This is a genomic window from Achromobacter dolens, from assembly GCF_902859745.1.
Taxonomy (GTDB): Bacteria; Pseudomonadota; Gammaproteobacteria; order Burkholderiales; family Burkholderiaceae_B; genus Achromobacter; species Achromobacter dolens.
Genome location: NZ_CADIJW010000007.1, coordinates 146,248 through 171,161, shown reverse-complemented (window position 1 = coordinate 171,161; position 24,914 = coordinate 146,248). Strand labels below are relative to the sequence as shown.

Genomic DNA, 24,914 nt, shown 5'->3' with positions numbered 1-24,914 from the left:
GCGGCCAGCGCGTCCATCGCACGCAGCGAGTACACGCAGGCGGCGCCGGCCTTGCGGTTGTTGGCGAGGGTGTCGGTCCAGTTCTTCAACATGGGTGGGTATCCTGAAAGGGGGGAACGGGGTCACTGCCCGATCTGCTTGAGCAGGTCCGGCGTGGCGGCTTTGCGGTAGTTGGCGATGTCTTCGACGATGTACTGCTTGAACTGGTCCATCGGCAGGTCGCGCTCCATCGCGGCGTCCTTGCGGATGGTGTTCTGCACCGCGGGGTCCGCCAGCGCGCGCGACAGGTGCTCTGACAGTGTCTTGACCACCGCCGGCGGCGTGCCGGCGGGCGCGGCCAGGCCATACCACTGCGTCATGGTCATGTCGATGCCGAGTTCCTTGAAGGTCGGCACCTCGGGCAGGATCGGGCTGCGCTGGCGGCCGGTCAGCGCCAGCACGCGTAACTGGCCCTGCTGCACCTGCGGCACCAGCGGCGAGGCGGTGGCAAAGAACATGTCGATCTGTCCGCCCAGCATGTCGGTGATGGCGGGGCCGGAGCCCTTGTATGGCACGTGCAGCAGCTTCAGGTGACCCAGTTCCTTGATGGTCTCCATGCCGATGTGGGCGGCGCCGCCGGTGCCGGTCGAGGCAAAGGTCAGCTCCCGCTGCTTGGCGGCGTCGATCACTTCGCGCGCCGTCTTGAAGCGCGACGGCGTGGCCACGAACAGGCCGTGCGGCGCCTCCAGGATCAGGCCGATCGGCGCGAAGTCGTCCGGCACCTTGTACGGCAGGCTCTGCGGCTTGAGCGCCGGCGACACGGCCAGGTTGCCGCTCATCGCCAGCAGGATGGTGTAGCCGTCCGGGGCGGCCTTGGCGACCAGGCCGGCGGCGATGTTGCCGCCCGCGCCCGGCCGGTTCTCGACGATCACGGTCTGCCCCAGCGTCTTGCCCATGGCGGTGGCGATCAGGCGGCCGTAGAGGTCGCCGCCGCCGCCCGGCGGAAAGCCCACCACCAGGGTGATGGGACGCTCGGGAAATGCCGCCTGCGCCTGGCCGCCGACCAGCGCGGCCAGGCCCAGCGTCGCGGCGATGGCGGCGCGCCGCCCCAGCCGGCGCATGGCGCCGCTCGCGAAGGAAATGCCCATGGTGTTTGTCTCCTGTGTATTTTTTATCAGGGGGAACCGTCAGGCCCGCAGCCAGCCGGCTTGATGTCGCTGCACCACCCTGTCCACCGAGGCGGCGCACTGCCCCAGGTAACCCGCAGGATCGGTCAGGCGCAGGATCTCTTCCTCGCCCAGCAGGTTGGCCAGATCCTTGTGCTGGCGCAGCGCCTGGGCGAAATCGAGCTTGTGCGTGATGCCGTGCATCGAGGCCTCGTAGATCCATTCGTGCGCGGTCTGTTTGCCGACGCGCTCGGACAGGTTCAGCATCACGTGTTCGGACAGCAGGTAGCCGCGCATGCGGTCCAGGTTCAGCGCCATGGCGTCGGCGTCCACGCGCAGCCCGGCCAGCAGGTTCCTGGCCTGGAACAGCATGGCGCCGGCGATCAGGCAGCATTCGGGCAGCGCCTTCCATTCGATCTTCCAGGCGATGCCGTCGCGCTCGCCTTCCTGCACCATGCCTTCGAGCATCAGCGCGGCGTTGGCGCGCAGCGGCCGGCACAGGCCGGCGAGGTTCTCGGCCGAGGTCGGGTTGCGCTTGTGCGGCATGGTCGACGATCCCAGCTTGCCCTCGGAGAAGGCTTCCTCGACTTCGGCGAATTCATTGCGCTGCATGTTGAATAGTTCGTTGCCGATCTTCGACAGCGTGGCGCCGATCATGGCCAGCACCAGCGCGTATTCGGTGTAGCGGTCGCGCGCCGGCGCCCAACTGATGGGCGCCATCTCCAGGCCCAGCCTGGCCAGCGTGCGGCGCTCGACCTCGGCGGCCTGTTCGCCCAGCGAGGCCTGGCTGCCGACCGCGCCGACCACCATGCCGACCAGCACCCGTGTCTCGCATTCCTTCAGGCGCGCGTGATGGCGCGCCAGCTCGTCCAGCCATACCGCGCACTTGTGCCCGAACGTGATGGGCAACGCCTGCACGCCGTGCGTGCGGCCGGCCATGGGCGTGTCGCGATGGCTGAGCGCCAGGCGCGCCAGCTCTCGCCCGACGGCGGCAAGGTCGCGCAGGAACACCGCGTGCGCCTGCTTGAGTTGCAGCGCCACGCCGGTGTCGACCACGTCCTGGGTGGTGGCGCCGTAATGCAGCCATTCGCCGTGGTCGGGGCCGCAGCGCGCCTGCAGTTGCTTGAGCGCCGGCACCAGCGAATGCTTGATGCGGCGGATCTCGGCCGACATCGCGGCGATATCGATGTTGGCGACCGAGGCCTGGGCGCGGATCTGCGCGGCGGCCGCGGCCGGGATGATGCCCAGCTCGGCCTGCGCCTCGGCCAGCGCGGCCTCGAACTCCAGCCATTGCTGGATGCGGTTCTCTTCCGAGAAGATGGCGCGCAATTCATCGGTGCTCCACAGGTGCTGGAGCGACTGCATGTCGAAGACGGAAACGGGCATGGTAAGGATCCTGGAGGCTTAGGCGTGATGGGCGGGGCGCGGCAGGAGCCGGCCGGGGTTGAAGGTGCCGCGCGGGTCGAGCGCGTGCTTGAGGCGTTGCATCACGTCGACCGAGACGGCGGGCTTGTATTGCAGGAAGGCGTGCTGCTTGAGGCGGCCGATGCCGTGCTCGGCCGAGATCGAGCCGCCCAGTTGCGCGGCGACCTCGTGCACGATGTCGTGCACGGCGTCTTCTCGCGCCCGGAAGGCGGCGTCGTCCATCGCCAGCGGCTTGCTCTGGTTGTAGTGCAGGTTGCCATCGCCGACGTGGCCGAAGCAGACGATGCGGATGCCTGGCACGAGGGCCCGCAGCCGTGCGTCGGCGAGCGCGATGAAATCCGGGATGCGCGACACCGCCACGGAAATGTCGTGCTTGATGGAGGGGCCGTCCAGCCGCTGCGCTTCAGGCACGTGCTCGCGCAGCGCCCACAGTTCGTGCGCCTGGCGGCCGGAGGCGGCGATCACCGCGTCGGTCACGCCGCCTTGTTCCATCGCGGCCTCGAGCACGCCTTCCACCGCCGGTTCGGGATCCATCCGCGCCGAGGTCTCCGAGACGTCGAACAGCACCGCCCAGGGCGAGGGCCTGGTCAGCGGATCGCGCATGCCGTCCAGCGGGTGCGCCAGCACCTGTTCCAGCGTCTGTCGGCCGATCAGTTCAAAGGCCGTGACGCGCTCGCCGACGGCGTTGGTCAGGCGCGCCAGCAGCTCCACCGCCGCCTGCGGCGTCGGCACCGCGGCCCATACGGTCACCACCTTGCGCGGCAGGGCGTAGAGCCGGAAGGCCGCCGCGGTGACCACGCCCAGGGTGCCCTCTGCGCCGATGAACAGTTGCTTCAGGTCATAGCCGGTGTTGTCTTTGCGCAGCGTGCCCAGGAGCGGCAGCACGCTGCCGTCGGCCAGCACCACTTCCAGCCCCAGCGTCAGCTCGCGGGTATTGCCATAGCGCAGCACCTGTTCGCCGCCGGCGTTGGTGGCGACCACGCCGCCAATGGTGGCGCTGCCTTCCGAGGCCAGTGACAGGGCGAACAGCCGGCCGGCGTCGGCGGCCGCCTGCTGGGCGGACAGCACGGTGCAGCCGGCTTCCAGGGTGATGCTGTTGTCCAGCGCATCGACCCGGCGCACGGCGGTCATGCGGTCCAGGCTCAGCACCACCTCGCGGCCCGAAGCGTCGGGCGTCGAGCCGCCCACCAGGCCGGTGTTGCCGCCTTGCGGCACCACCGCCACCCCTTGCGCCGCGCACAGCGCCACCACTCGCGAGACGTCCGCCGTATTGGCCGGACGCACCACCGCGCGTGCCACGCCGGGGAAATTGCGGCGCCAGTCCGCCGTGTAGCGGGCCGTGTCGGCCACGCCGGTCAGGACGTGAGACGGCCCGACGATGGCGCCCAGCGCGGCGGCGAATGCATCGATCTGATTCGGCATAATGCTACGGTGCGCGGCGGCGGGCGTAAGGCTCGCGGGTCGCGCCACGCTTGTCTCCTGGGTTGAAACCAGGACGGCATTTCCCTGGTCCGGTAGCCGTCTTTCGTTTCATTGATTAAAATACGTTTTATTGAACAAAACTATAGGAAGCATCCGAAACCGTGTCAAGCGAGAATTCCCCTAAGCCGCCCGCCGGCGTGCTCGAACGCGGTATCTCCGTGCTGGAGTGCTTTGGCGAAGACCATCTGCGCCTGTCGCTGCGCGACCTGGCCGACCGCACAGGCCTGGACAAGGCCACGCTGCTGCGCCTGCTGGGCGTGTTCATCAAGGCGCGCATGATCCATCGCTACGACAGCAGCACCTACGCGCTGGGCCCGGCGTTGCTGCACATGGGCATGCTGTATCGCGATACCTTCGACCTGGGCTCGCGCCTGCAGCCAGCGCTGCGCAACATCGTGGCGCAGACCGGCGAGACCGTGGCCGTGTACGTGCGCAGTGGCGACGACCGCATCTGCCTGTACCGTGAAAACACCACCAAGGAAGTGCGTCATCACGTCGAGGTCGGCACGCGCATCAGCCTGAAAGACGGCGGTTCGTCGGCGCACGTGCTGCGCGCCTTCACCGGCGGCACGACGCCGCTGGCGCGCGACATCCAGGAAAAGGGCTATGCCATGACCCGTTCGGAGCGTGTCGCCGAAATGGCGTCCGTGGCCGTGCCGGTTTTCGATGCCGACGACGCCTTCGTGGGCGCGCTGGTGGTGCTGGGACTGGCCTCGCGGCATAACGAGGCGGCCCAGCGCAAGGCGGTGGAGATTGCGCGCCACGAACTGGCGCAGCAGGGATTCCGCACCGCGCCGCCCGCATCCTGGACGCCGCCGACGCAGGAGTGAGGCGCGCCGCGCAGGCGCCTGGCTGCCTTTCAGCCGCGCGGCGCGGCGCCGAACAGGGCGGGCGGCGGCAGGCAGATCCGTGAGTCCCGATCCGCGTCGGTGAAGCCCTCGCACCAGGCCGCGATGGCCCGGGCCGTTTCGTCATCCATGGCCGGCGCGAAGGCGCGCATGCGCGCCAGCAATGCCGGCCAGTCATACGGGTCTTCGGGATCGCCCCGGCGCAGTTGCCGCAACGCGCTGAGCGTGCGGCCGTCTTTCAGCGTCAGTGTCACGCGGCATGGCCGCAGGCGCGGGAAGTCGCGCTGGAACTGGTCGCTGGTGCGCACCGTGATGCGGCGCGCCAGCGCCAGCAGGGCGGGCGCGCGCAGATCGGGTGTCTCCATGTCCTCGATACCCAGGCGGCCCGTGAGCAGCAGGCGCGCCACCACGTAGCGCAACGAGAAGCAGGTTTCCGCCGGCTTGGCCGGCCAATCGACGCCGGCGATCCTGAGCGCGTGGGTGAAGATCTCGACGTCGACCGATTCGATCGCGTCGGGCGCCGGCGCATGCCGGTCCAGCAATTCGCGGGTGGCGTCCAGCGGCGTGAACAGTTGCGCGCAGCACGGCCAGGCCTTGATGGTGGCGGTGTTCAACCGCTCGCTCGCCTCCAGGCCGCCGTCGAGCGCATCCAGCGGACCATCGCCCGCGAGCAAGGCATACAGTCCGCGCGCGCCGCTGGCGAAGCGCTGCGCGCCCGGCAGCCCGGCGCGCGCGGCGTAGGCCGCGGCCATGCCGTTGCGTACCGCGAAGGCGGGGTGCAGCGACTTGGCTTCGTGCGCGCCGTCGTCCACCAATTGCCACAGGCCGGCGGCCTGGGTGGCGCCGATGCCCAGCGCGTGATGCAGCCGCGCGGCATCCAGCCGCAGGGCCACGCCTGCCGCGGCCGCCGCGCCCACCGCGCCGGCCGTGGCCGTGGCGTGAAAGCCGGCCGCGTGGCGCGTCCCCAGCGCCTCGCCCAGCCGCAGCGAGACCTCGTAGCCGGCGATGACGGCGTCGGCCACCTGCCGTTGCGTCATGCCGCCTGCGCCCGCCAGCGCCAGGGCCGGCGTCACCGACACCACGCCGGGATGCAGCATCGCGGCCCGGTGCGCATCGTCGATCTCACGGACGTGGGCGATGGCGGCATTGGCGAACGCGGCGCCGTTGGCGTGCATCGGCAACCCTCCGAAAACCGGCGCCGTTCCGGGGGCCGGGTTGCAATCGCGGGCAACCTGGCGGTAGGTGTCCGCGGCCGGCGTGGCCGCCGCCGACCAGCCCGCGGTGAACCAGTCGAGCAGGGCTTGCGCCAGGCGGGCGCGGGTGACGGGCGGGATCGGGCGCCTTTGCAGGTTGGCCAGATGGGTGACCAGGGTGCTTTCGGGGGAGGTGGCCATGTTGTTTCATTGAACGGAATATATTTTATTCAACGAAACATTGTGCCGTTTGTCAATCCACCCGCGCGGCGCCAGCCGCGGCGCGCGGCCGTCGCGCGGCGGGCTAGCGGCGGGCTAGCGGCGCTGCCGCGCCTCGGCACGGCGCCGGCCGCCGTGCATCAGCGCCATGCCCGAGATCGCGAGGGCGGCGCCGATGAACAGGTTCGCGGGCGTGGCCTCGTCCAGCCAGAGGCTGGAGAACAGCACGCCGAAGACAGGCACGAGCGTGATGTAGCCCGAGGCCGCGCCGGCGCCCAGCGCCTTCACGCCCTCGAAGTACCAGGCGTAGGCGATCGCGGTTGCGCCAAATGCCAACGCCAGCAGGCTGCCCCAGGCGCTCGCCGGCGCCTGCCCCAGCTTCTCCCAGGCGGGCACGCCTTCCACCATCAGGCTGGTCAGCAACAGCATCAGCGCGCCGATCACGGTCGTGACGGTGGTGGTGGTCAGGGCGTCCACGCCTTTGAGCACCAGCCGCCCGACCAGGGTGTAGGCGACCCAGCACGCCACGCAGCCGAGCAGCAGCAGTTCACCCAGGCCCACGCCGGCGCCCGTGGCGGCCTGCGGGCCACCGCCGCCGATGGCGATATACGCGCCGATGGCGGACATGATCATGCCGGCCAGGATGGCGGCATTGAGGTGCTCGCGAAACAGGATCGCCGCCAGCAACAGGGTCGCGCCGGGGTTCAGCGTCACCACGATCGCGGCCTTGCCAGCCGGCACCAGTTGCAGGCTCAGCATGAAGAAACTGGAGTAGCCGAACACACCGGCCAGCGCGGCGGCGGCCAGGCCGAGCCATTGATTGCGCGTCAACGACTTCAGGCCGCGCAGCGCCGAGGCGCGGTGCATCCACAGCACCAGCGCCACGCTGGCCAGCAGGAACCGCAGGCTGGCCGCTGCCAGCGGCGCCATCGATTGGGCCACGACCTTGCCCCAGGACCACGAGGCGCCCCACAGCGCCGCCATGCCGACCAGTCGCAGGTGCGTGGCCATCAATGTATTTTTCATGTCTCTTTCTAAGTCTGGCGGCAGGAGTCGCGCGCGGCGCCACAGGGGCAGGGGGAATACGTCGACTCGGCGGGGCCGGCCGATCGCAGGCGGGATTTTAGCTGGCCGCCCGCGGGCCGCTTGCGTGTCCGCCAGCCCCTGGCCGCCTGTCGCGCCGCCGCGCCCGCGCTGGCGCCTGCAGCAGGCCGGGTTGCTCCCCTAGCCCTGTACGCGTGGATGACAACGCTGCCGGTATCATTGGCGCCTTTGGCACTGTTCTGAAAAGCCCAGGAGTACCCATGATCCGTCCGCATGCGCCCAGCCGTTTCCTTTTTGCCCTGGCGGCCCTGCTGGCCGCCGCCGGCGCCCTGGCCGCCCAGGATCGGCCCGCCGTGCTCAAGGCGCTGGAGGCGCGCGGACTGCGCGTCGTGGAAGAGTTCAAGGTCGGCGGCGACCTGCGCGCGTTCGCCGGCGTGGCGGGCGACCAGCCGGTGGCGATCTACGTCACCCGCGATGGCAACGCCATTGTCGGCGCCCGCCTGGACGCCGAGGGCAAGCCGCTCGACGACGCCAAGCTGGAAGCGCTGGTCAGCAAGCCGATGGGCGAGCAGGCCTGGGCGCAGCTCGAGAAATCGACCTGGGTGCTGGACGGCAAGAAAGATGCGCCGCGCATCATCTACACCTTCAGCGACGCCAATTGCCCCTATTGCCACAAGTTCTGGGAGGCGGCGCGGCCATGGGTCGATTCAGGCAAGGTGCAATTGCGCCATGTGATGGTGGGCGTCATCCGCCAGAACAGCCCGGCCAAGGCCGCCGCCATCCTGGGCGCCGCCGATCCTACGGCCGCCTTGCTCGAGAACGAGCACAAGTTCAACGCGGGCGGCATCACCCCCGCCAAGAGCGTGCCCGAGAACATCGGCAAGATACTCGACGACAACCAGGCGTTGATGGTGTCGCTGGGCTTTCGCGGCACGCCCGGCATCGTCGTGCGCGACGACGCCGGGGCGCTCAAGAAGTACAACGGCATGCCGCAGGCCGGCAAGCTGGCAGAGGTGTTCGGCCCGCGCTGACGCGGGCCGGGCCTGTCTGGTTCAGCCCTTGCGGCCGGCGGCCTGCAGGATCAGGTCGGCGATCTCGTCGGGATGCGACAACAGCGACAGGTGGCCCGACGCCAGCTCGATGGTGTGAGCGTTCATGCGCTTGGCCAGAAAGCGTTCCAGCTCGGGCGAAGTGGTGCGGTCGTTGGTCGAGACCGCGTACCACGTCGGCTTGTGGCGCCAGGCGGCCTCGGTGGTGCGCGAGGCGAACAACGTGTCCGAGATGCGGCCCTGTTCGGCATACAGCACGCGCGCCTGGACCGGGTCGAGGTCGCCGGCGAAATCATGCAGGAAGGCTTGTTCGTTCAACTGCGCGTAGCCGCCCGACTTGACCAGCCCCGCGCTGGCGGGCGGAGTGGGGAACCGGGCGGCCAGCGCGCCGTAGTCCTCGCCGGCGTCGGGCGCGCGCGCCGCCACGTACACCAGCCCGGCCACCTTGGGATCATTGCCGGCCTGGCTGATCACGGTGCCGGCCCACGAGTGGCCCACCAGGATCGTCGGGCCGTCCTGCAGCGCCAGGGCGCGTTGCGTGGCGGCGGCATCGTCGGCCAGCGAGGTCAGCGGATTCTGCACCGAGGTCACGTGCAGGCCGGCCTTCTGCAGGCGCTCGATCACGGCCGACCAGCTCGAGCCGTCGGCGTAGGCGCCATGCACCAGCACGACGTTGCGGATGGGGGCGGCCTCGGCGGCGGACGCGGCGTGGGCGAGGCCGGCGCCGGCCAGGGCAAAGGCGGCGGCGATGAGGGAATGCTTGATCTTCATGGGATGTCCTTCGGTTCTCGGTCGACAAGGGGCATGCAGGCCTGGGGCGTCCGGCGCGATGTCGCCGGCGTCTGCCTGTCCGCCGTAAGACGAACCGGCCTCGCGCTTATTCCCGCGACATGAAAAAGAAAAAGCCGCCCGGTTCGGGGCGGCGGGAGCGCGGGCCTGGCGCGGCGGCTTGGGTTGGCCGGCTCAGGCGTCCGGCGCGACCGCCTGCTGCACCGCGCGCGCGGCTGGCGTGTCGCTCGGGCTGACCACGCCGTAGAAGTAGCGCCCCTGTTTCCAGTACTGCGCCGTCAGGTCGCCGTCGCGCCGCTTGCCGTCGCCGAAATTGACCACGCCGCCGGGCGGACGCACGTAGTACAGCACCGACTCGCCGGCCGGGTTCTGGTAGAGCACCATCGCCGCCGGCCCATACTCCGAGGACATCAGGCGTGCGCCCACCGGCTGGAAGCCGAAGGCGTCGAAGTCGGGCAACGGCGCCGGCTGCACGAAGTGCCGGTTCAGCCAGGCCTGCAATTCGGCCGGCTGGCTGGAACGGAAGTCGACCATCGATGACGCCGCGTCCGAGGCGAACATGCGATAGGCCTGCACCGCGTCGGCCATCGGCAGGTAGCTGGCGCGGAGGGCGGCGTCGCGGATCTGCCAGCCGCCCACGCTGCCCAGCCCCAGCATCAGCACCAGCGAGGCCGCCAGCGCCATGGCGCGGCGCCGGCGCGTCGCCTGGGCCAGGCGGATCCGCGCCGGGTCCAGCCGGGGCGGCGGCGCGAAGCGGCCCAGGTCGGCATGCTGGCGGCGTAGTTCGTCGGTCTGCCGCCGGATCGCGTCGACCTCGCGCGCGGCGTCCGGATGGTCGGCCAGATAGCGCTCGACCTCGCGGCGGCGCTCGGCATCGAGTTGGCCGTCGGCGTAGGCATGCAGTTCTTGATCGCTGGGAGTCGGCATGGTCATTTCATCAATCGCAGGGCGGGCTTGGCGGCCACATGGCCTTCCGTGATCTCGCGCAGCGCCTTGCGCGCCCGCGACAGCCGGGACATTACCGTACCGATGGGGATATCGAGCACGTCGGCGGCCTCCTGGTAGCCCAGGCCCTCCACCGACACCAGCAGCAGCAGGCTCTGCTGGTCGGCCGACAGGCGCGCCAGGTCGCCCAGCGCGGCGCGGGCCAGGGCGACGTCCTCGGCGGACGGCGCCACCGGCTCGGGCGCGCCGCTGAAGAAGTCGAGGATGCGGGCGTAACGCTTGCCGCGCCGCTGGCCGTCCAGGAAACACCGGTACAGGATCGAGAACAGCCAGGCCCGCAGGTCGCCGTCGGCGCGGCGGCCGGCGGCCCGCGACAGCGCGCGCTCCATGCACGACTGCACCAGGTCGTCGGCGTTGGCCACGTCGTGGGTCAGCGACAACGCGAAGCGGCGCAGCCGCGGCAGCGCCTCGCGCAGATCATCGTCGGTAAAGCCGCCAGTCATGGGGAAACAAGCCTTTCACGGTACAGGGTTGCCGTAAGACGACTGACAGTCGGGTTTATTCCCGGCCTTGGCGGGGATATTACATTTGCACCGCTCGTCGGGGGAACTCGTATTCCGCGCCCAGGGCCGTATCGACTGCTGGCGCCGCGCGCCGGCCCCGCTGTGCAGTCGGGCAAGGACAGTTACGGCTACTCACGACTTTGCGCTCATTTTGCATCGTGCTGCGATACCATCGAAGCGTGCGGAACAGACTGCGGCGGCCGCCGCGCGGCGGCCTTCTCCTATTTCATGCGAGACTCCTTGCTACCCGACACGAGTTTGAATTTCCTGCCGGACCACGGCGAGGTCGCGCGGCATCTGGCGCGGCTGGATTGGCACTCGACCTCGATCGGACCGCCCGAGCACTGGCCGCAGAACCTGCGCACGGCGTTGAGCCTGTGTCTGAGTTCGCGTTTCCCCATTCTGCTGTGGTGGGGCGAAGACTTCAGCATTCTGTACAACGATGCCTATATTCCTTTCCTGGGCGCCAGCAAGCATCCCGGCGCGCTGGCCCGGCCGGGCCAGGAATGCTGGCGTGAAATCTGGCCTGAAATCGGGCCCATGCTGGCCGGGGTGTATCGCAGCGGTCAGGCAACGTGGTCCTATGACCAGGAATTCTATTTCGATCGCCACTTGCCGCGGGAAGAGGTCTACGTCACCTTCACCTACGGTCCGATCCTGGCGACCGATGGCGTGACCGTCCAGGGAATTTTCTGCCCCTGCACGGAGACCACCGAAAAGATTGTCAGCGCGCGGCGCCTGGAGATCCTGCGCGAACTGGGCGCGCAGCCGCCGACCGCGGGGCCGGCGGCCACCGCGCGCCGCATCTGCGACGTGCTGGCCCGCAATCCGCGCGACGTGCCGTTCTGCCTGATCTACCGTTGCGGCGATTCGGCCTTCGAGCTGCTGTCCGCCACCGGCGCGGACGGCCAGGCGCGCGCCGCCGCCCATTGGCCGCTGGAGCAGGTTGCCAGCACGGGCGAGCCGCAGACCGTCGAGCTGGCGTCCCGGGCGCTGGCCCTGCCTGGCGGCCCCTGGCCCGATCGGGCCGAATGGGCGCGCATTTTGCCGATCCGCTGGACGGCGGACGGCTCGGTCTCCGGCATCATGGTGCTCGGGGTCAGCGCGCGTCGGCCGCTGGACGGCGCGTACCGCGATTTTTTCGACCTCGTCGCCCGGCATTCGGCCAGCGCCATCGCCAGCGCCGTCGCCTATGAAGAGGAGGCCCGGCGCGCCGAGGCGCTGGCGGAGCTGGATCGGGCCAAGACGACCTTTTTCTCGAACGTCAGCCACGAATTCCGCACGCCACTCACGTTGATCCTGGGCCCGTTGGAACAGGCTTTGGCCGAGCCGCGGGCAAGCCTCGGCCACGAGACGCTCGAGTTGCTGTTCCGCAATGCGCTGCGGCTGCAGAAGCTGGTGAATTCGCTGCTGGACTTCTCGCGCATCGAAGGCGGGGGCATGGTCGCGCGCCTCGAGCCGACCGACCTGGCGCGCGCCACCCTCGATCACGCCAGCGCATTCCGATCCGCGATCGAGGGCGCCGGCCTCACACTGTCGGTGCAGTGCGACGCGCTGCCCGAGGTCTACGTCGACCGCGACTGGTACGAGCGGATCGTGTTGAACCTGCTGTCCAACGCGTTCAAGTACACCTTGCGGGGCGCGATTGACGTGACCTTGCGCGATGGCGGGAACGAGGTCGTGCTGTCCGTGCGCGATACCGGCGTCGGCATCGAGCAGGCCGATCTGGCCAGAATCTTCCAGCGCTTTCAGCGGGGGCACAGCTCCGCCGCCAGAAGCCATGAGGGGTCGGGCATCGGCCTGGCGCTGGTGCACGAATTGGTGAAGCTGCAGGGCGGGGTCATCACCGTCGAGAGCGAGCCCGGTGTCGGTAGCCGGTTCATCGTCACGCTGCCCAAGAGGCAGGCGCCGAGCGCGGCCGGCGAACGGTCGCATGAGCCGGGCGGGCCACATCAGCCAGGCGAGCCGCGGGAGCCACAAGGGCCGCGCCTGGGCCGCGCGGCCCTCCAGGCGCGTCAGGAGGCGTCGCGCTGGCTGGCCAACGCATCCCCGTTGTCCGTGTCCGTGGCAACGGGCGACCGCCCACGCATACTCTGCGTCGATGACAACGCCGATCTGCGCGAATACCTGCGCGGCCTGTTGGCGCAGGACTATGACCTGACGATCGCCGCCGACGGCCAGACGGCGTTGCGCGATGCGCGGCAGGTTCCGCCCGACCTGGTCATCACCGACATCATGATGCCGGGCATGGACGGCCTGACGCTGTTGCAGGCGTTGCGCAGCGATGCGCGAACGCGCACGGTGCCGGTGATCCTGTTATCGGCGCGCGCCGGCCAGGAAGCGCGTGTCGAGGGGATGGACGCCGGGGCCGACGACTACCTCGTCAAGCCGTTCTCGCCGGCCGAACTGCGAGCGCGCGTGGGCGCGCATTTGCGCTTGTCGTTGCTGCGGCAGGAAACCCAGGCGGCGCTGCGCGACGCCAACGAGCGCAAGGACGAATTCCTTGCCATGCTGGCCCATGAGTTGCGCAATCCGTTGGCGCCCCTGCACAACGGATTGCAACTGTTGCTGCGCGCGCGCGCCGGCGAAGCGGATGTCCGGCGCATCCATGAGATGCTGGCGCGCCAGGTCAGCCACATCGCAAGGCTGGTCGATGACCTGCTGGATATCGCCCGCATCAACAGCGGCAAGATACTGCTGCGAAAGGCTCCCGTGGACCTGGTGGCGCTGCTGCGCAATGCCCTGGAAGCGAGCCGCGGCGTGATCGACGCGGCCGGGCACGCGCTCAACGTGACGCTGCCCGCCGAGCCGGTGATGGCCGAGGCCGATGCGGTGCGCCTGACGCAGGTGGTTTCCAATCTGCTCAACAACGCGGCCAAATATACCGACCGTGGCGGCCACATCACCCTGAATGGCGCGTGCGATGGCCGGGGCAAGTTCGTCCTGTCGGTCCGCGATAATGGCCGCGGCATTCCGGTGGACATGCTGACGCGCGTCTTCGAACCGTTCGTCCAGGTCGATGGGCGTCGCGGATCCGGGGGGCTGGGCGTCGGCCTGACGCTGGTGGCGCGCTTGGTGGCCTTGCACGGCGGCAGCGTGCAGGCCTATAGCGCGGGGCCGGGAACGGGCAGCGAAATCGTGGTTCGCCTGCCCGTTCAAGGCGGCGCGTCGCAGGCGTTGCCGCAAACGGACGGCGCGGACACGCCAGGGCGTGCGCCGGGCCGGATCCTGGTGGTGGACGACAATCCCGATTCCGGGGATACGACGGCCATGGTGCTCGAGAGCTTTGGCGCGCAGGTCCGGATCGCGCGCAATGGGGCCGAAGCGCTCGCCATGCTGGTCGATTTTGCGCCGCACGTCATGCTGGTGGACATCGGCATGCCGGACATCGATGGCTATGAGGTGGCGCGTCGCGTGCGCGCAGGCCCCGCGGGGCAGGACATTGCGCTGATTGCCATGACGGGCTGGGGGCAGGACGAAGACCGGCGCCGTTCGCAGGAGGCGGGTTTCGATCACCACCTGGTCAAGCCGGTTGATTTTTCCGTCCTGGAGCGCATGCTGATTGCCTTGTCGCAACAGCGCGCACGGGCGGCGGAACCGGGCGACCGCGCGCGCTAGGCGGCATGCCGCGCGGGTTATTGACGCCCTGCGCGAGCGCTGGGCGGCCGCGCGGGCGGCCTGTCAGATCGACGATTGCCTCATTCGCGCCGACAGCGCCTGCGCGCTTTCCTTGCGCTCGCTATAGCGGTCCGTCAGGTACGGCGAGGCGTCGCGGGTGAGCAGCGTGAACTTCATCAGTTCTTCGACCACGTCGACGATGCGGTCATAGTACGGAGAAGGCTTCATGCGGCCAGCCTCGTCGAACTCCTGGTAGGCCTTGGCCACCGACGATTGGTTGGGGATGGTCAGCATGCGCATCCAGCGGCCCAGGATGCGCATCTGGTTCACCGCGTTGAAGGACTGCGAGCCGCCGGATACCTGCATGACGGCGAGCGTCTTGCCCTGGGTCGGCCGCACGGCGCCGACCGACAGCGGAATCCAGTCGATCTGCGTCTTCATCAGGCCGGTCATGGCGCCGTGGCGCTCGGGCGAGCACCAGACCATGCCCTCGGCCCACTGGACCAGCCCGTGCAGTTCCCGCACCTTGGGGTGGTCTTCGCTGCCAGCGTCATCGACCAGCGGCAGCCCGGAGGGGGCGAACAGGCGGGTCTCGCCGCCCAGCGCGCGCAGCAGCCGCGCGGCTTCCTCGGCCACCAGGCGGCTGTAGGAGCGCTCGCGCAAAGAGCCGTACAGCAGCAGGAATCGCGGCGCATGGGCGGCGCGTTCGGGCGTCAACAGGCGCGCCCGGTCCGGCGCCTCGAACCGCGCGGCGTCGAGGTTGGGAAGATCGGAGTCCGGCTTGGAATGCATGCAATGCCTCGTGATGCGTGGTGGAATCTCAGTGTGGGCGCCGCGGTGTGGGCAACGCCAGCCATGGCTCAGCGCCGTCGGGGGCCGGCGTCGTACCAGCCCTTGCTCTGGTTGACCACGCGCACCACCAGCAGCATTACCGGCACTTCGATCAGCACGCCCACCACCGTGGCCAGCGCCGCGCCGGACTGGAAGCCGAACAGGCTGATCGCGGCCGCCACGGCAAGCTCGAAGAAGTTGGACGCGCCGATCAGGGCCGACGGGCCGGCGATCTCGTGGCGTTCGCCGACGCGGCGGTTCAGCCAGTACGCCAGGCCCGAATTGAACAGCACCTGGATCAGGATCGGCACCGCCAGCATGGCGATCACCAGCGGCTGGGCCAGGATCGCGCGGCCCTGGAAGGCGAACAGCAGCACCAGCGTCAGCAGCAGCGCCGCCATGGAGAACGGCGCGATCCGGGCCAGGGCCGCGTCGAAGGCCGCCTGGCCGCGCCGTTGCAGCGCGCGGCGCCACAACTGCGCGAGGATGACCGGAATGACGATGTACAAGCCCACCGACACCAGCAGCGTGTCCCACGGCACGGTGATGGCCGACAGGCCCAGCAGCAGGCCGACCACGGGCGCGAAGGCGAACACCATGATGGCGTCGTTGAGCGCCACCTGCGACAGCGTGAACGTCGCGTCGCCGCCGGTCAGCCGGCTCCAGACGAACACCATGGCGGTGCAGGGGGCCGCGGCCAGCAGGATCAGGCCGGCGATGTAGCTGTCGAGCTGGTCGGCCGGCAGCCAGGGCGCGAACACCTGGCGGATGAAGACCCAGCCCAGCAACGCCATCGAGAACGGCTTGACCGCCCAGTTGATGAACAGCGTCACGCCGATGCCGCGCCAGTGGCGGCCAACCTGGCGCATCGCGCCGAAGTCGACCTTGAGCAGCATCGGGATGATCATCACCCAGATCAGCAATCCCACCGGCAGATTGACCTGGGCGACCTCGAGCCGGCCGATGGCCTGGAACAGGGACGGCATGAGTTGCCCGAGCGCGATGCCCAGCACGATGCAGAGCACGACCCAGAGCGTGAGATAGCGCTCGAAAACACTCAGCCCCGCGGGCGGCCGCCGGACGGCCGCCTGCTGTCTGGAAAGCGACATGGCTTTACTCCCGCGAGGCGCCGATGCCGCGCAGCTCGGCCTGCAGCGACAGGGCGTCGAGCTTGTCCAGCGGCAGGGACAGGAACAGTTCGATGCGGCGCTTGAGCGTGCGCGCGGCGTCGTGGAAGGCCTTCAGGCGGCGCGCCTCGTCGCCGGTCTCGGCCGCGGGGTCGGGAACGCCCCAGTGCGCCGTGGCCGGCCTGCCCGGCCAGACCGGGCAGGCTTCGCCCGCGGCGTTGTCGCAGACGGTGATGATGAAGTCCATCGTCGGCGCGCCGGGGCCCGCGAATTCATCCCAGGGCTTGCTGCGGTAGCCCTCGGCCGGCAGCGAATAGGCCTGGAGCGTGGCGAGCGCGAGCGGATGGACCTCGCCCTTGGGCGCGCTGCCCGCGGAGTAGGCGCGAAAGCGCTCCCCGCCCAGGCCCCGCAGCAGCCCTTCGGCCAGGATCGAGCGGGCGGAATTGCCGGTGCAGAGAAACAGCACGTTGAACGGAACGGATGACATGGGGATAACTCCTGGTTAGCAGTTGGTGCAGGCGCCGGGATCGGTGATGTCGCAGGGGGCGCCCTGGCAGCAGTGTTCGGTGAGATAGCCCAGCAGGCCGTTCATGCGCGAGTAGTCGGCGCGGTAGATCAGGTTGCGGCCCTGCTGTTCGACCGTGACCAGGCCGGCGTGCGCCAGCTCCTTCAGGTGGAACGAGAGCGCATTGCGGGCGATGCCCAATTGCTCCGCGAGCACGCTGGGGGTAAGGCCTGGCAGGCCGGCCACGACCAGCGCGCGGAAGGTGCGCAGGCGTTGGGCGTGGGCGAGGGCGCCGAGGGCGGAGATGACGTGTTCTTCATTCATGATTCGATAATACAACGATTATTGAATCATTGTGGATTTTTTTCCGGCGCGATGCGGCCGGTATCCGGCGCGCTTAGCGCGCCGCGCCGAACCACCGTCGCAGCCCGCGATTCAGAGGTGTGGAATAGCCGAGCGACACCAGCGCGCCCAGCAGGCACGAGCCGATGACACACGCCAGCAGCAGGCCGAGCCTGGCATCCCCCGGATATTGCGCGGGCGGCAGCCAGGTGCGCAGCAGGCCCAGCACGAGCAGATGCAGCAGGTAGATCTCGTAGCAGTCGCGGCCGCAGCGCGCCAGCAGGCGTCGCGCCAGGCCGGGCGAAGGCGGGGGCGTCATGGGTCGGCCGAGCAGCAGCACGGCTGAGCCCAGCGCCATTGCGCTGGCGCCCAGGACGTTGCTCTGGCTGATCGGCCACGCGAGGTAGAGCGCGGCCATGGCGAAGCCGGCAAGCGGACGAACCCAGGGCTGCCGCAACGCCGGCATCGCCTGCCGTTGCCACAGCACCGCGGCGCAGCAGCCGATGGCGATGGCGTCGAAGCAGGCCAGATAGCCGTAGAGGTACGCCTCGCTCTCGCCCTGGTTGGCGAGGCGATAGAGCGGGCCTGCCACGATCAGCAGCGCGGCCAGCGTCCGCAACCCCGCGCCAGGCCGCAGCCACGCGCAGGCCAGCGGAAACAGCAGGTAGAAGGCCATCTCCACCGACAGCGACCACATCACGCCCAGCGCGTAGTTGATCCATCCTTCGCGGATGACCAGCACGTTCATCCAGGCGCCGAGGGCGGCGGCGTTGGCGGTCCAGAGCGACACCGCGCTGCCTGCGCGGTTGCCGAATAGTGGCAGGCCGGCCAGCGCCAGCGCATCGACGGCCAGCAGCGTCAGCGCCAGCGTGGGCACGATCCGCGCCAGTCGCAAGCGCCAGAACGGGGCAGGCCGGATGGCGTTCAAGCTGCCCCAGCGCTCGAGCGCATTGCGGGTGATCAGGAACCCCGAGATGACAAAGAAGATCGTCACCCCGTAGTTGCCATTGCGCGCGATGGCGTGCAGCAGCGGCCAGCCGATAACGCCGGCCAGCGCCGTGTCGCGCAGCGGATAGGCGATGTTGAAATGATGCAGCAGCACCAGCAGGATCGACAGGCCGCGCAGCATGTCGATGGCGTCATCGCGGGGGGCCGCGTTCATGCTCGGCGCCGCCCTACTGGCGGGGCGCGTCGGCCATGGCCGGCCACTCGCGCAACAGCTCGTCGCGGGCGCGGAGGCCGGCATTGGACCGGGTGGCTTTCTCGTCCTGCAGCAGGCGCGCGAACACCAGTTGGCGGCCGTCCTTGCGCGCCCAGCCGACGAACCAGCCGTAGGCGTTGTCCGGCGTGTAGACGCCGTTGCTGCCCGGCGAGCCGGTGCCGGTCTTGCCATACAGGCGCCAGCCGCCGGCCTCGCCGGCGTCGAACAGCGTCTCGGCCAGATCGTAGGCCGCGGGCTTGAGCGGCAATTGGCGGTTGACCAGCTTGCGCAGGAACGCCAGTTGCTCCAGCGGCGAAATGCGCAGCGACGAGTTGATCCACGCGCCGTCCAGGCCGTTGTGCTTGCCGGGCTCGCCCGAGACGTCCTCGTTGCCGTACTGGAAGGCCGAGGCGTAGCGCTGGAAGCGCTCCTGCCCCAGCGCCCGGGCGGTCAGTTGTGAATACCAGACCACCGAATACTTGATCCAGCGCGCCGGGTCCGTCGGCTGGCGCCAGGCGTCGCCGCCCCAGTCGGGGTAGCCCGGCTGGTAGTTCCAGACCGGCGCGTGCGGGCCTTGCAGGATGCCCGCGTCCGCGCCCATCAGCGCGATCGGCAGCTTGAAGGTCGAAGCGGGCGTGTAGCGCTCGGCGCAGGCCGCCTGCGTGCCTTGCTGGAACACGATGCGGCCGTCGGCGGCGTCGGCCACAACGGTGCACAAAACCGCCGCGCGGGCGGGGGCGCCGGCCAGCGCGAACAGGGACAGGGCCGCGCCCAGGGCGCGCAGAGGGAGTCGGAGGGGCATGATCGATGAAGCGTGGTGGGGAAAAACGGAAGGTGCGTTCAGGCGCGGTCGGCGTGGCCGTCGAGCAGGACCAGCGTCAGGTCGCGGTCGTCGATGTGGATTCGCATGGCCAGGCAGCGTCCGGCCTCGGTCGAGGCGCCGGTCTTGGACAGGCGGATGTCCCAGCCTTGCGCGCCGACCAGCGGATTGGTGTTGCGATAGCGCAGCGAGTCGCCGGCGGCGTGCACCGTCTCGGCGGGGGTGGTGGTGTCGCGCGCGATCTGCGGATACGCGGCGGCCGCGCTGACGATGCGGCCGACGTCGGCGGCGCTTGCGCGATTGGCGGGCGACAGGCCGGTCGGCTCCTCCAGCGTGGTGTGTTCCAGATGCAGCGCCGCGGTCTTGCGCCGCAGGGCCTGGGCGAAGGCCGCCTCGCCACCTGGATAGGTGCGGGCCAGGGCGTGGGCGGCGCGGTTGTCCGAGGCCATCAGCGCCAGCCTGAGCAGCGTGTCCAGCGTCACGCTGGCGCCCACCGGCAGCGGCGAGGCGGCGCCCGCGGCGGTGGCGCGCGCGTCGCGCTCATCGATGCGGATGGCGCGCGACAGGTCCGGCGCGGTGTCCAGCACCACCATGGCGGTCATCAGCTTGGTCAGCGAGGCGATCGGCACGGCCTCGTTCTCGGCGCGGCCGAGCAGGGTGGCGCCGGAGCGGGTGTCCTGCACCAGTACGTGGGAGGCGCCGCTGGCCGAGATCAGCGCCTGGACCGCGGGCAGCCGCGCCATGAGGCGTTGCGCCTCCTGCGCGGACAGCGGCTGCGCCGGCCCCGTCGTCAGCGCCGACCAGGCGCCAAACCCTGCCAACGCGCACGACATGGCCAGCACCGGCAGGGCCACCGCGCGGCGGGCGGCGAGCGTGTCGGGTCGGACCAGGCGGCGGATGCGGTCGAGCAGGTCGCCGTCGCGCGCGGCGGGCGCCACCGGCGCCGGCGCTTCGTTGGCGCGCTCCAGGGCGTGGAGGGCCCGCGCCAGCGGCATGGGACCGCCGATCAGCGCCGCGGCCATCTGGTCGGCGATGCGCTCGCGTTCGATCCGCAGGCGGCGCGACAGCCACCAGATCGACGGATGGAAGAACAACAGCACCTCGGCCGCGTGCTGCAGCAGGTTCACCAGGTAATCGTGGCGCCGCACGTGGGCCAGCTCATGCGCCAGCAGCGCGGCCAGCAGGTCCGCCGGCATGCCGGTGACGAGCGAGGCCGGCACCAGGATCACCGGCTTGAGCCAGCCGGCGGTGACCGGCGTGGACAGGTTGCGCGCCACGCGCAGGCCGACCGCGCGCGACAGCCGCAGGCGGCGCGCCATGTCCGCCACGCGCGCCTGCCAGGCGGGATCCTGCCAGGGCTGGCTGGCGCGCAGCACGCCGCGCAACCAGCCGAGTCCGAACAGCAGCCGCAGCGCCGCCAGCGCGCTGCCGGCCAGCCAGGCCAGCGCCAGCCATAGCGGCCAGGCCGTGGCGGTCGTTTCCGCCGTGGGCGCGGCCGCGGCGGGCAGCGGGGCCGGCGGACCGCGCCAGGCGAGCGCCACGTCGGCCACGCCGATGCCCACGCCGGCGAATAGCGCCGCGCCCAGCAGCAGGTAGCGCAGCCGCGCATCGTGGGGGCGCGTCAGCGTCAGCAGCGCCAGCGTGGCGGCGTGCAGGCACAGGATTTTCCAGGCCAGCGCCGGCAGGCTGCCGCCGAGGGTCCAGGCCGTGGCGAGCAGGAAGTCGGTCACAGCTTGTCGTCGCGCAGCAGGGCTTCGATTTCCGCGCGTTCCTTTTTGCTGACGTGGCCTTCGCGCAGCGCGGCCAGCACCAGCGCCTTGCCGGAGCCGGCGAAGGCCTTGCCGATCAGGTCCTTGATGAGGCCGCCCTGGGTCGCCTTCTGGCTCTGGGCGGCGGCGTAGACGTGCGAGCGTTCGCTTTCGTCGCGCGTCAGCAGGCCCTTGCCGTGCATGATCTGCATCAGCCGCAGCACGTTGGCGTAGGTCAGGCCGTCGCGCCCGGCGGCCATCGCGGCGTGGACCTGCTTGACGGTGGCGGGACCGGTTTCCCAGAGCGCCTGCAACACGTCGAGTTCGGCGCTGGTGGGCTTGGCGGTGGCGGAAGGGGAGACGGTCATGAAGCGGGGAAGTCGACAAAAAGTCGATCTAGAATAAATGTTCTAGAAAAGTTTGTCTACTTCCGCTTCTTTCGCGGCTCCTTTCGCTCTTTTCGCTTCTTTAGCCGCCGACCCGCCACCGATGCGCCGGGCCGGCAAGGCTTCAGCGCGATAGCCGGGGATTGAACGCGTCGTTCAATGCGTCGCCCAGCAGGTTCAGCGACAGCACCGTCAGGATGATGGACACGCCCGGCAGCGCCGCCAGGTACCAGGCCGTGCGCAGCATCTCGCGGGCGTCGCCGATCATGCTGCCCCACGACACCGCGTTGGGATCGCCCATGTTCATGAACGACAGCGCCGATTCCATCAGGATGGCGTTGGCCACCAGGACCGAGGTGGTCACGATCACCGGCGGCAGCGCATTGGGCAGGATTTCCAGCAGGGCGATGCGGGCGTGGCTGAAACCCAGGCTGCGCGCCGCCTGCACGAATTCGGATTCGCGCAGGGTGCGGAACTCGGCCCGCACCAGCCGCGCCACCACGGGCCAGGAGGCGACCCCGATGGACAGCGCGATCACCGTCACCGAGGGGCGGGCGATCGCCACGATCACCACCACCAGCAAAAAGGCGGGGATGGTCTGCAGCAGCTCGGTCACGCGCATCAGCGCCACGTCGACCCAGCCGCCGAAGTAGCCGGCCGCCGCGCCGATGGCGATGCCGATCACCAGGCTCAGCAGCGCCGCGGTGACGCCCACCGTGAGCGACACTCGCGCGCCATGCGCCAGGCCGGCGGCCACGTCGCGGCCCATGGTGTCGGTGCCGAGCCAGAATTCATGGTCCTGCCCGGGCCACAGAATGGGCGGCCCCACCATGTCGAGCGGATCGTGCGGAAAGATCCACGGCGCGGTGGCCGCGGCCAGCAGGATCAGGAGCAGCAGCAGCGCGCCGGCCACGGCGGCCGGGTTGGCCAGCAGGCGGCCCAGCGCGCCGCGGCGCAGGCGGGGCAGAGGAGCGCCGGGCGCCGGCGCGGAAGCGGATTGAGCGGTCATGGCGAGTCGGGAAATGAAGGAGTCAGCGCACGCGGATGCGCGGGTCGAGCAAGGTCTGCAGCAGGTCGACGAGGATGTTGGCCAGGATCACCAGCAGCGACGACAGCACCAGGATGCCCAGCAGCACCACGAAGTCGCGCGCCATCACGGACTCGTAGGCCAGGCGGCCCAGGCCGGGCCAACTGAACACCGTCTCCACCACCACGGCGCCGCCCAGCAGCGTGCCGACGTTCAGGCCGGCCACGGTGGTGACCGGGATGAGCGCGTTGCGCAGCACGTGACGCAGCGCTACCGCGCGCGGCGTCAGGCCCTTGGCGTGGGCGGTGCGGACGAAGTCCTGGCGGTTCACCTCGAGCATCGAGGCGCGCGTGAGACGGGCGAAGATGGCCACGTAGAAGCCGGTCAGCGCCAGGGTCGGCAGCACCAGGTGGCGCGCCACGTCCAGCGCGTGAGCCCAGCCCGTGGCGCCCGAGCCGATGGTGGATACGCCGCCGGGCGGCAGCCAGCCCAGCTTGACCGAGAGCAGGATGATGGCCATCAGCCCGAGCCAGAAGCCGGGCGTGGAATACAGCAGCAGCGCCGCCAGCGACAGCACGCGGTCGAGCCAGTGGCCGGCAAAGCTGGCCATGACCGCGCCCAATGCGATGCCGGCCGCCAGCGCGCACGCCAACGCGCTGCCCATCAGCAGCACGGTGTTGCCCAGCCGGCTGAAGATCAGCTCCGACACCGGCAGGTTGTAGCGCGGCGACACGCCCAGGTTGAGCGTGGCCAGGTCCCGCAGATAGGCGCCCAGTTGTTGCAGCACCGGCTGGTCCAGCCCGAAGTGGCTGCGCAGCGCCGCCATGCTGGCCTCGGTGGCCGAACCGGACTCCGCCGCGATCACGTCGGCGGCATCGCCCGGCACCGCCTGCAGCAGGAAGAAACTGAGCAGCACGACGCCGATGACGGTCGGCACCGCTTGCAGCAGCGACCGTCCCAGGACCCGCAATGAACGATGCGCCGTCATGGCTGCAGATAGACGTCGGCCAGATTGGACTCGACGCCGTCGGCCGTCAGCGAGTGGTCATGCACGCGCTGGTTGGCGATGGTGATGAATTCCGGCTGGTACAGGTTCAGGTCGGGGACCTCGCGCGCCACGATCTGCTGGAACTCCTTGAAAAGCTGCACGCGGCGGGCCGGGTCGTTCTCGACCGCGGCGGCTTCCAGCAACTGGTCCACCTTCGGGTTCTGGTAATGCGTGCCATTGGAGAACGGCACTCCCTTGATGAAGTTCTTCGACCAGTACAGCCGCTGCACGCCGACGGTGGGGTCGAACAGGTTGCTGGCGCCGTTGGTGGTGAAGGCGAAGTCGCGGTCGGTGTAGACGCGCTTGATGAAGGCCGAGGCGTCCTGGGCCCGCACCGTCACCGCGATGCCGACGCGCGCCAGCGTGGTGCGCAGGTAGTCGGCCAGGCGCGGGCCGTCGGCGCCGATCGGGTTGTAGTCCAGCGTCACGCGAAAGCGCACGCCGTCGGCGCCCTTGGGATAGCCGGCCTCGTCCAGCAATGCGTTGGCGCGCTTGAGATCGAAGGGGTAGGGCGTGGGCGTCGGGTCGTTGTAGGTCTTCAGGCCGGGCGCGATGGGCGAATACGCCACCTGGCCGACGCCGTAGTTCACCACCTTCAGGATGACGTTGCGGTCGACGGCGTGGGCCACCGCCTGGCGCACCTTCTCATTCTTGAAGTGCGGATCGTCCAGATTGAACTCCAGGCGCGTCACGTTGTAGGAGTAGCTGTTGCCCTTGGTCTCGAAGCGCAGCGACGGCACGGCCTTCAGGCGCGCCAGGTCGGCCAGCGGCACGGGCGTGCGGTAGCCCAGGTCGGCCGTGCCGGTCTCGAAGGCGATGGCGGCCGCGGCCGGGTCGGCGACGATGCGCACGATCAGGCGGTCGATGTAGGGCTTGGGCTTGTCCCAGTAGTCCGGGTTGCGCTCGTAGACGATATGGCTGCCGCGCACCCATTCCTTGAACTTGTACGGGCCGGTGCCGATCGGCGCCGAGGTGGCCGGATTGGTCAGCGGATCGGTGCCTTCGTAGATGTGCTTGGGGATGATCGGCGTTTCGGTCGCGACGAAGGCGCGGATCAGGTAGGGCGCCGGCCTGGACAGGCGCAGCACCACGGTGTGGTCGTCCGGCGTCTCGATGGCGGTGACGTTGGCGAAGGTGTTGCGGCCGCGCGGGTGGATCTTCTTGAGCAGCTCGATGGAGAAGGCCACGTCCGCCGCCGTGAACGGCTTGCCGTCATGCCACTTGACGCCCTGGCGCAGCGTGAAGGTGTACACGGTGCCGTCGGGGCTGATGTTCCAGGCGGTGGCAAGCTGAGGTTCGGGAGTCAGGTCGTAGTCGTATTTGAGCAGGCCTTCGGTGACCTTGGCGCTGACGCTCAGGATCGGCGTGGCGACGTTGCCCACGGTGACGAGCGCGGTGGGTTCGGACGGCAGCAGCAGCGTCAGCGTGCCGCCGCGGGCGGGTTCCGCATGGGTGTACGGACTGGCGGCCAGCAGCAGGCCGGCAAGGGTCAGGCTGAGAAAGGAACGGCGGGTTGGCTTCATGATCGTCGCGAAAACAGGGGATGAGATGGGCCCCGG

At 69.7% G+C, this 24,914-nt stretch carries 22 protein-coding genes; 3 read left to right on the top strand and 19 right to left on the bottom strand.

Annotated features, from left to right (window positions below):
• Positions 1-122: 122 nt before the first annotated feature.
• Genes HV783_RS08725 through HV783_RS08715 form a run of 3 tightly spaced genes read right to left on the bottom strand, consistent with a single transcriptional unit; the run spans position 123 to position 3,992 of the window.
• Positions 123-1,127, bottom strand: a complete 1,005-nt coding sequence (locus HV783_RS08725) for a Bug family tripartite tricarboxylate transporter substrate binding protein (protein ID WP_175188991.1) — start codon at positions 1,125-1,127, stop codon at positions 123-125.
• Between the two features lie 39 nt (positions 1,128-1,166).
• Positions 1,167-2,531: an adenylosuccinate lyase gene (gene purB / locus HV783_RS08720; protein ID WP_116793716.1), complete on the bottom strand. Its 1,365-nt coding sequence runs from the start codon at positions 2,529-2,531 to the stop codon at positions 1,167-1,169.
• An 18-nt stretch (positions 2,532-2,549) separates the two neighbouring features.
• Positions 2,550-3,992, bottom strand: a complete 1,443-nt coding sequence (locus tag HV783_RS08715; RefSeq protein ID WP_175188990.1) for an FAD-binding oxidoreductase — start codon at positions 3,990-3,992, stop codon at positions 2,550-2,552.
• Positions 3,993-4,153: 161 nt separating this feature from the next.
• Between HV783_RS08715 and HV783_RS08710 the strand changes: the two genes are divergently transcribed.
• Positions 4,154-4,882, top strand: a complete 729-nt coding sequence (locus HV783_RS08710) for an IclR family transcriptional regulator (protein WP_231132966.1) — start codon at positions 4,154-4,156, stop codon at positions 4,880-4,882.
• A 29-nt stretch (positions 4,883-4,911) separates the two neighbouring features.
• On the opposite strand, the gene HV783_RS08705 is transcribed toward HV783_RS08710, so the two are convergent.
• Complete coding sequence (locus HV783_RS08705; RefSeq protein WP_175188989.1) at positions 4,912-6,294, bottom strand: MmgE/PrpD family protein; 1,383 nt, start codon at positions 6,292-6,294, stop codon at positions 4,912-4,914.
• Positions 6,295-6,408: 114 nt separating this feature from the next.
• Positions 6,409-7,338: a DMT family transporter gene (locus HV783_RS08700; RefSeq protein ID WP_064525841.1), complete on the bottom strand. Its 930-nt coding sequence runs from the start codon at positions 7,336-7,338 to the stop codon at positions 6,409-6,411.
• A gap of 278 nt (positions 7,339-7,616) precedes the next feature.
• Between HV783_RS08700 and dsbG the strand changes: the two genes are divergently transcribed.
• Positions 7,617-8,387 (top strand): thiol:disulfide interchange protein DsbG, encoded by a 771-nt coding sequence (dsbG, locus tag HV783_RS08695; RefSeq protein WP_175188988.1) that lies wholly within the window; start codon positions 7,617-7,619, stop codon positions 8,385-8,387.
• Between the two features lie 21 nt (positions 8,388-8,408).
• Here the strand turns inward: dsbG and HV783_RS08690 are convergent, their stop codons facing one another.
• From HV783_RS08690 to HV783_RS08680, 3 genes are all read right to left on the bottom strand, one after another.
• Positions 8,409-9,176 (bottom strand): alpha/beta fold hydrolase, encoded by a 768-nt coding sequence (locus HV783_RS08690; RefSeq protein ID WP_064525843.1) that lies wholly within the window; start codon positions 9,174-9,176, stop codon positions 8,409-8,411.
• A 192-nt stretch (positions 9,177-9,368) separates the two neighbouring features.
• Positions 9,369-10,121, bottom strand: a complete 753-nt coding sequence (locus HV783_RS08685) for an anti-sigma factor family protein (protein ID WP_244976869.1) — start codon at positions 10,119-10,121, stop codon at positions 9,369-9,371.
• Positions 10,122-10,123: 2 nt separating this feature from the next.
• Positions 10,124-10,642 (bottom strand): sigma-70 family RNA polymerase sigma factor, encoded by a 519-nt coding sequence (locus HV783_RS08680; RefSeq protein WP_175167124.1) that lies wholly within the window; start codon positions 10,640-10,642, stop codon positions 10,124-10,126.
• A gap of 162 nt (positions 10,643-10,804) precedes the next feature.
• Here HV783_RS08680 and HV783_RS08675 point away from each other — a divergent pair, with 162 nt between their 5' ends.
• Positions 10,805-14,320 (top strand): ATP-binding response regulator, encoded by a 3,516-nt coding sequence (locus HV783_RS08675; protein ID WP_254603851.1) that lies wholly within the window; start codon positions 10,805-10,807, stop codon positions 14,318-14,320.
• A 63-nt stretch (positions 14,321-14,383) separates the two neighbouring features.
• On the opposite strand, the gene arsH is transcribed toward HV783_RS08675, so the two are convergent.
• The 11 genes from arsH to HV783_RS08620 form a co-directional block, all read right to left on the bottom strand.
• The gene (arsH, locus tag HV783_RS08670) at positions 14,384-15,112 is read right to left on the bottom strand and encodes an arsenical resistance protein ArsH (RefSeq protein ID WP_054500780.1); all 729 of its coding nucleotides are present in this window, start codon (positions 15,110-15,112) and stop codon (positions 14,384-14,386) included.
• Positions 15,113-15,180: 68 nt separating this feature from the next.
• Positions 15,181-16,260, bottom strand: coding sequence for an ACR3 family arsenite efflux transporter (gene arsB / locus HV783_RS08665; protein ID WP_116793708.1), 1,080 nt, complete (start codon positions 16,258-16,260; stop codon positions 15,181-15,183).
• A gap of 4 nt (positions 16,261-16,264) precedes the next feature.
• Positions 16,265-16,765, bottom strand: a complete 501-nt coding sequence (locus tag HV783_RS08660; protein WP_064525853.1) for an arsenate reductase ArsC — start codon at positions 16,763-16,765, stop codon at positions 16,265-16,267.
• 15 nt (positions 16,766-16,780) lie between these two features.
• Positions 16,781-17,107 carry an ArsR/SmtB family transcription factor gene (locus HV783_RS08655; protein WP_064525855.1) on the bottom strand — a complete coding sequence of 109 codons (327 nt, stop codon included), beginning with the start codon at positions 17,105-17,107 and terminating at the stop codon, positions 16,781-16,783.
• Positions 17,108-17,180: 73 nt separating this feature from the next.
• Positions 17,181-18,287, bottom strand: coding sequence for an acyltransferase family protein (locus tag HV783_RS08650; RefSeq protein WP_175188987.1), 1,107 nt, complete (start codon positions 18,285-18,287; stop codon positions 17,181-17,183).
• A 13-nt stretch (positions 18,288-18,300) separates the two neighbouring features.
• A complete protein-coding gene (blaOXA, locus tag HV783_RS08645) occupies positions 18,301-19,128 on the bottom strand; it encodes an OXA-364 family class D beta-lactamase (RefSeq protein ID WP_175188986.1) in 828 nt (275 codons plus the stop codon).
• A gap of 38 nt (positions 19,129-19,166) precedes the next feature.
• Entirely contained in the window at positions 19,167-20,876 is a 1,710-nt protein-coding gene (locus tag HV783_RS08640) for a M56 family metallopeptidase (RefSeq protein ID WP_175188985.1), read from the bottom strand.
• A complete protein-coding gene (locus HV783_RS08635; RefSeq protein ID WP_054500787.1) occupies positions 20,873-21,262 on the bottom strand; it encodes a BlaI/MecI/CopY family transcriptional regulator in 390 nt (129 codons plus the stop codon). Before HV783_RS08635 ends, HV783_RS08640 begins: the two co-directional genes overlap by 4 nt.
• A 142-nt stretch (positions 21,263-21,404) precedes the next feature.
• Positions 21,405-22,289, bottom strand: a complete 885-nt coding sequence (locus HV783_RS08630; RefSeq protein WP_054500788.1) for an ABC transporter permease — start codon at positions 22,287-22,289, stop codon at positions 21,405-21,407.
• Positions 22,290-22,311: 22 nt separating this feature from the next.
• Positions 22,312-23,295 (bottom strand): ABC transporter permease, encoded by a 984-nt coding sequence (locus HV783_RS08625; RefSeq protein ID WP_175188984.1) that lies wholly within the window; start codon positions 23,293-23,295, stop codon positions 22,312-22,314.
• A complete protein-coding gene (locus tag HV783_RS08620) occupies positions 23,292-24,878 on the bottom strand; it encodes an ABC transporter substrate-binding protein (RefSeq protein ID WP_175188983.1) in 1,587 nt (528 codons plus the stop codon). Before HV783_RS08620 ends, HV783_RS08625 begins: the two co-directional genes overlap by 4 nt.
• Between the last annotated feature and the right edge of the window lie 36 nt (positions 24,879-24,914).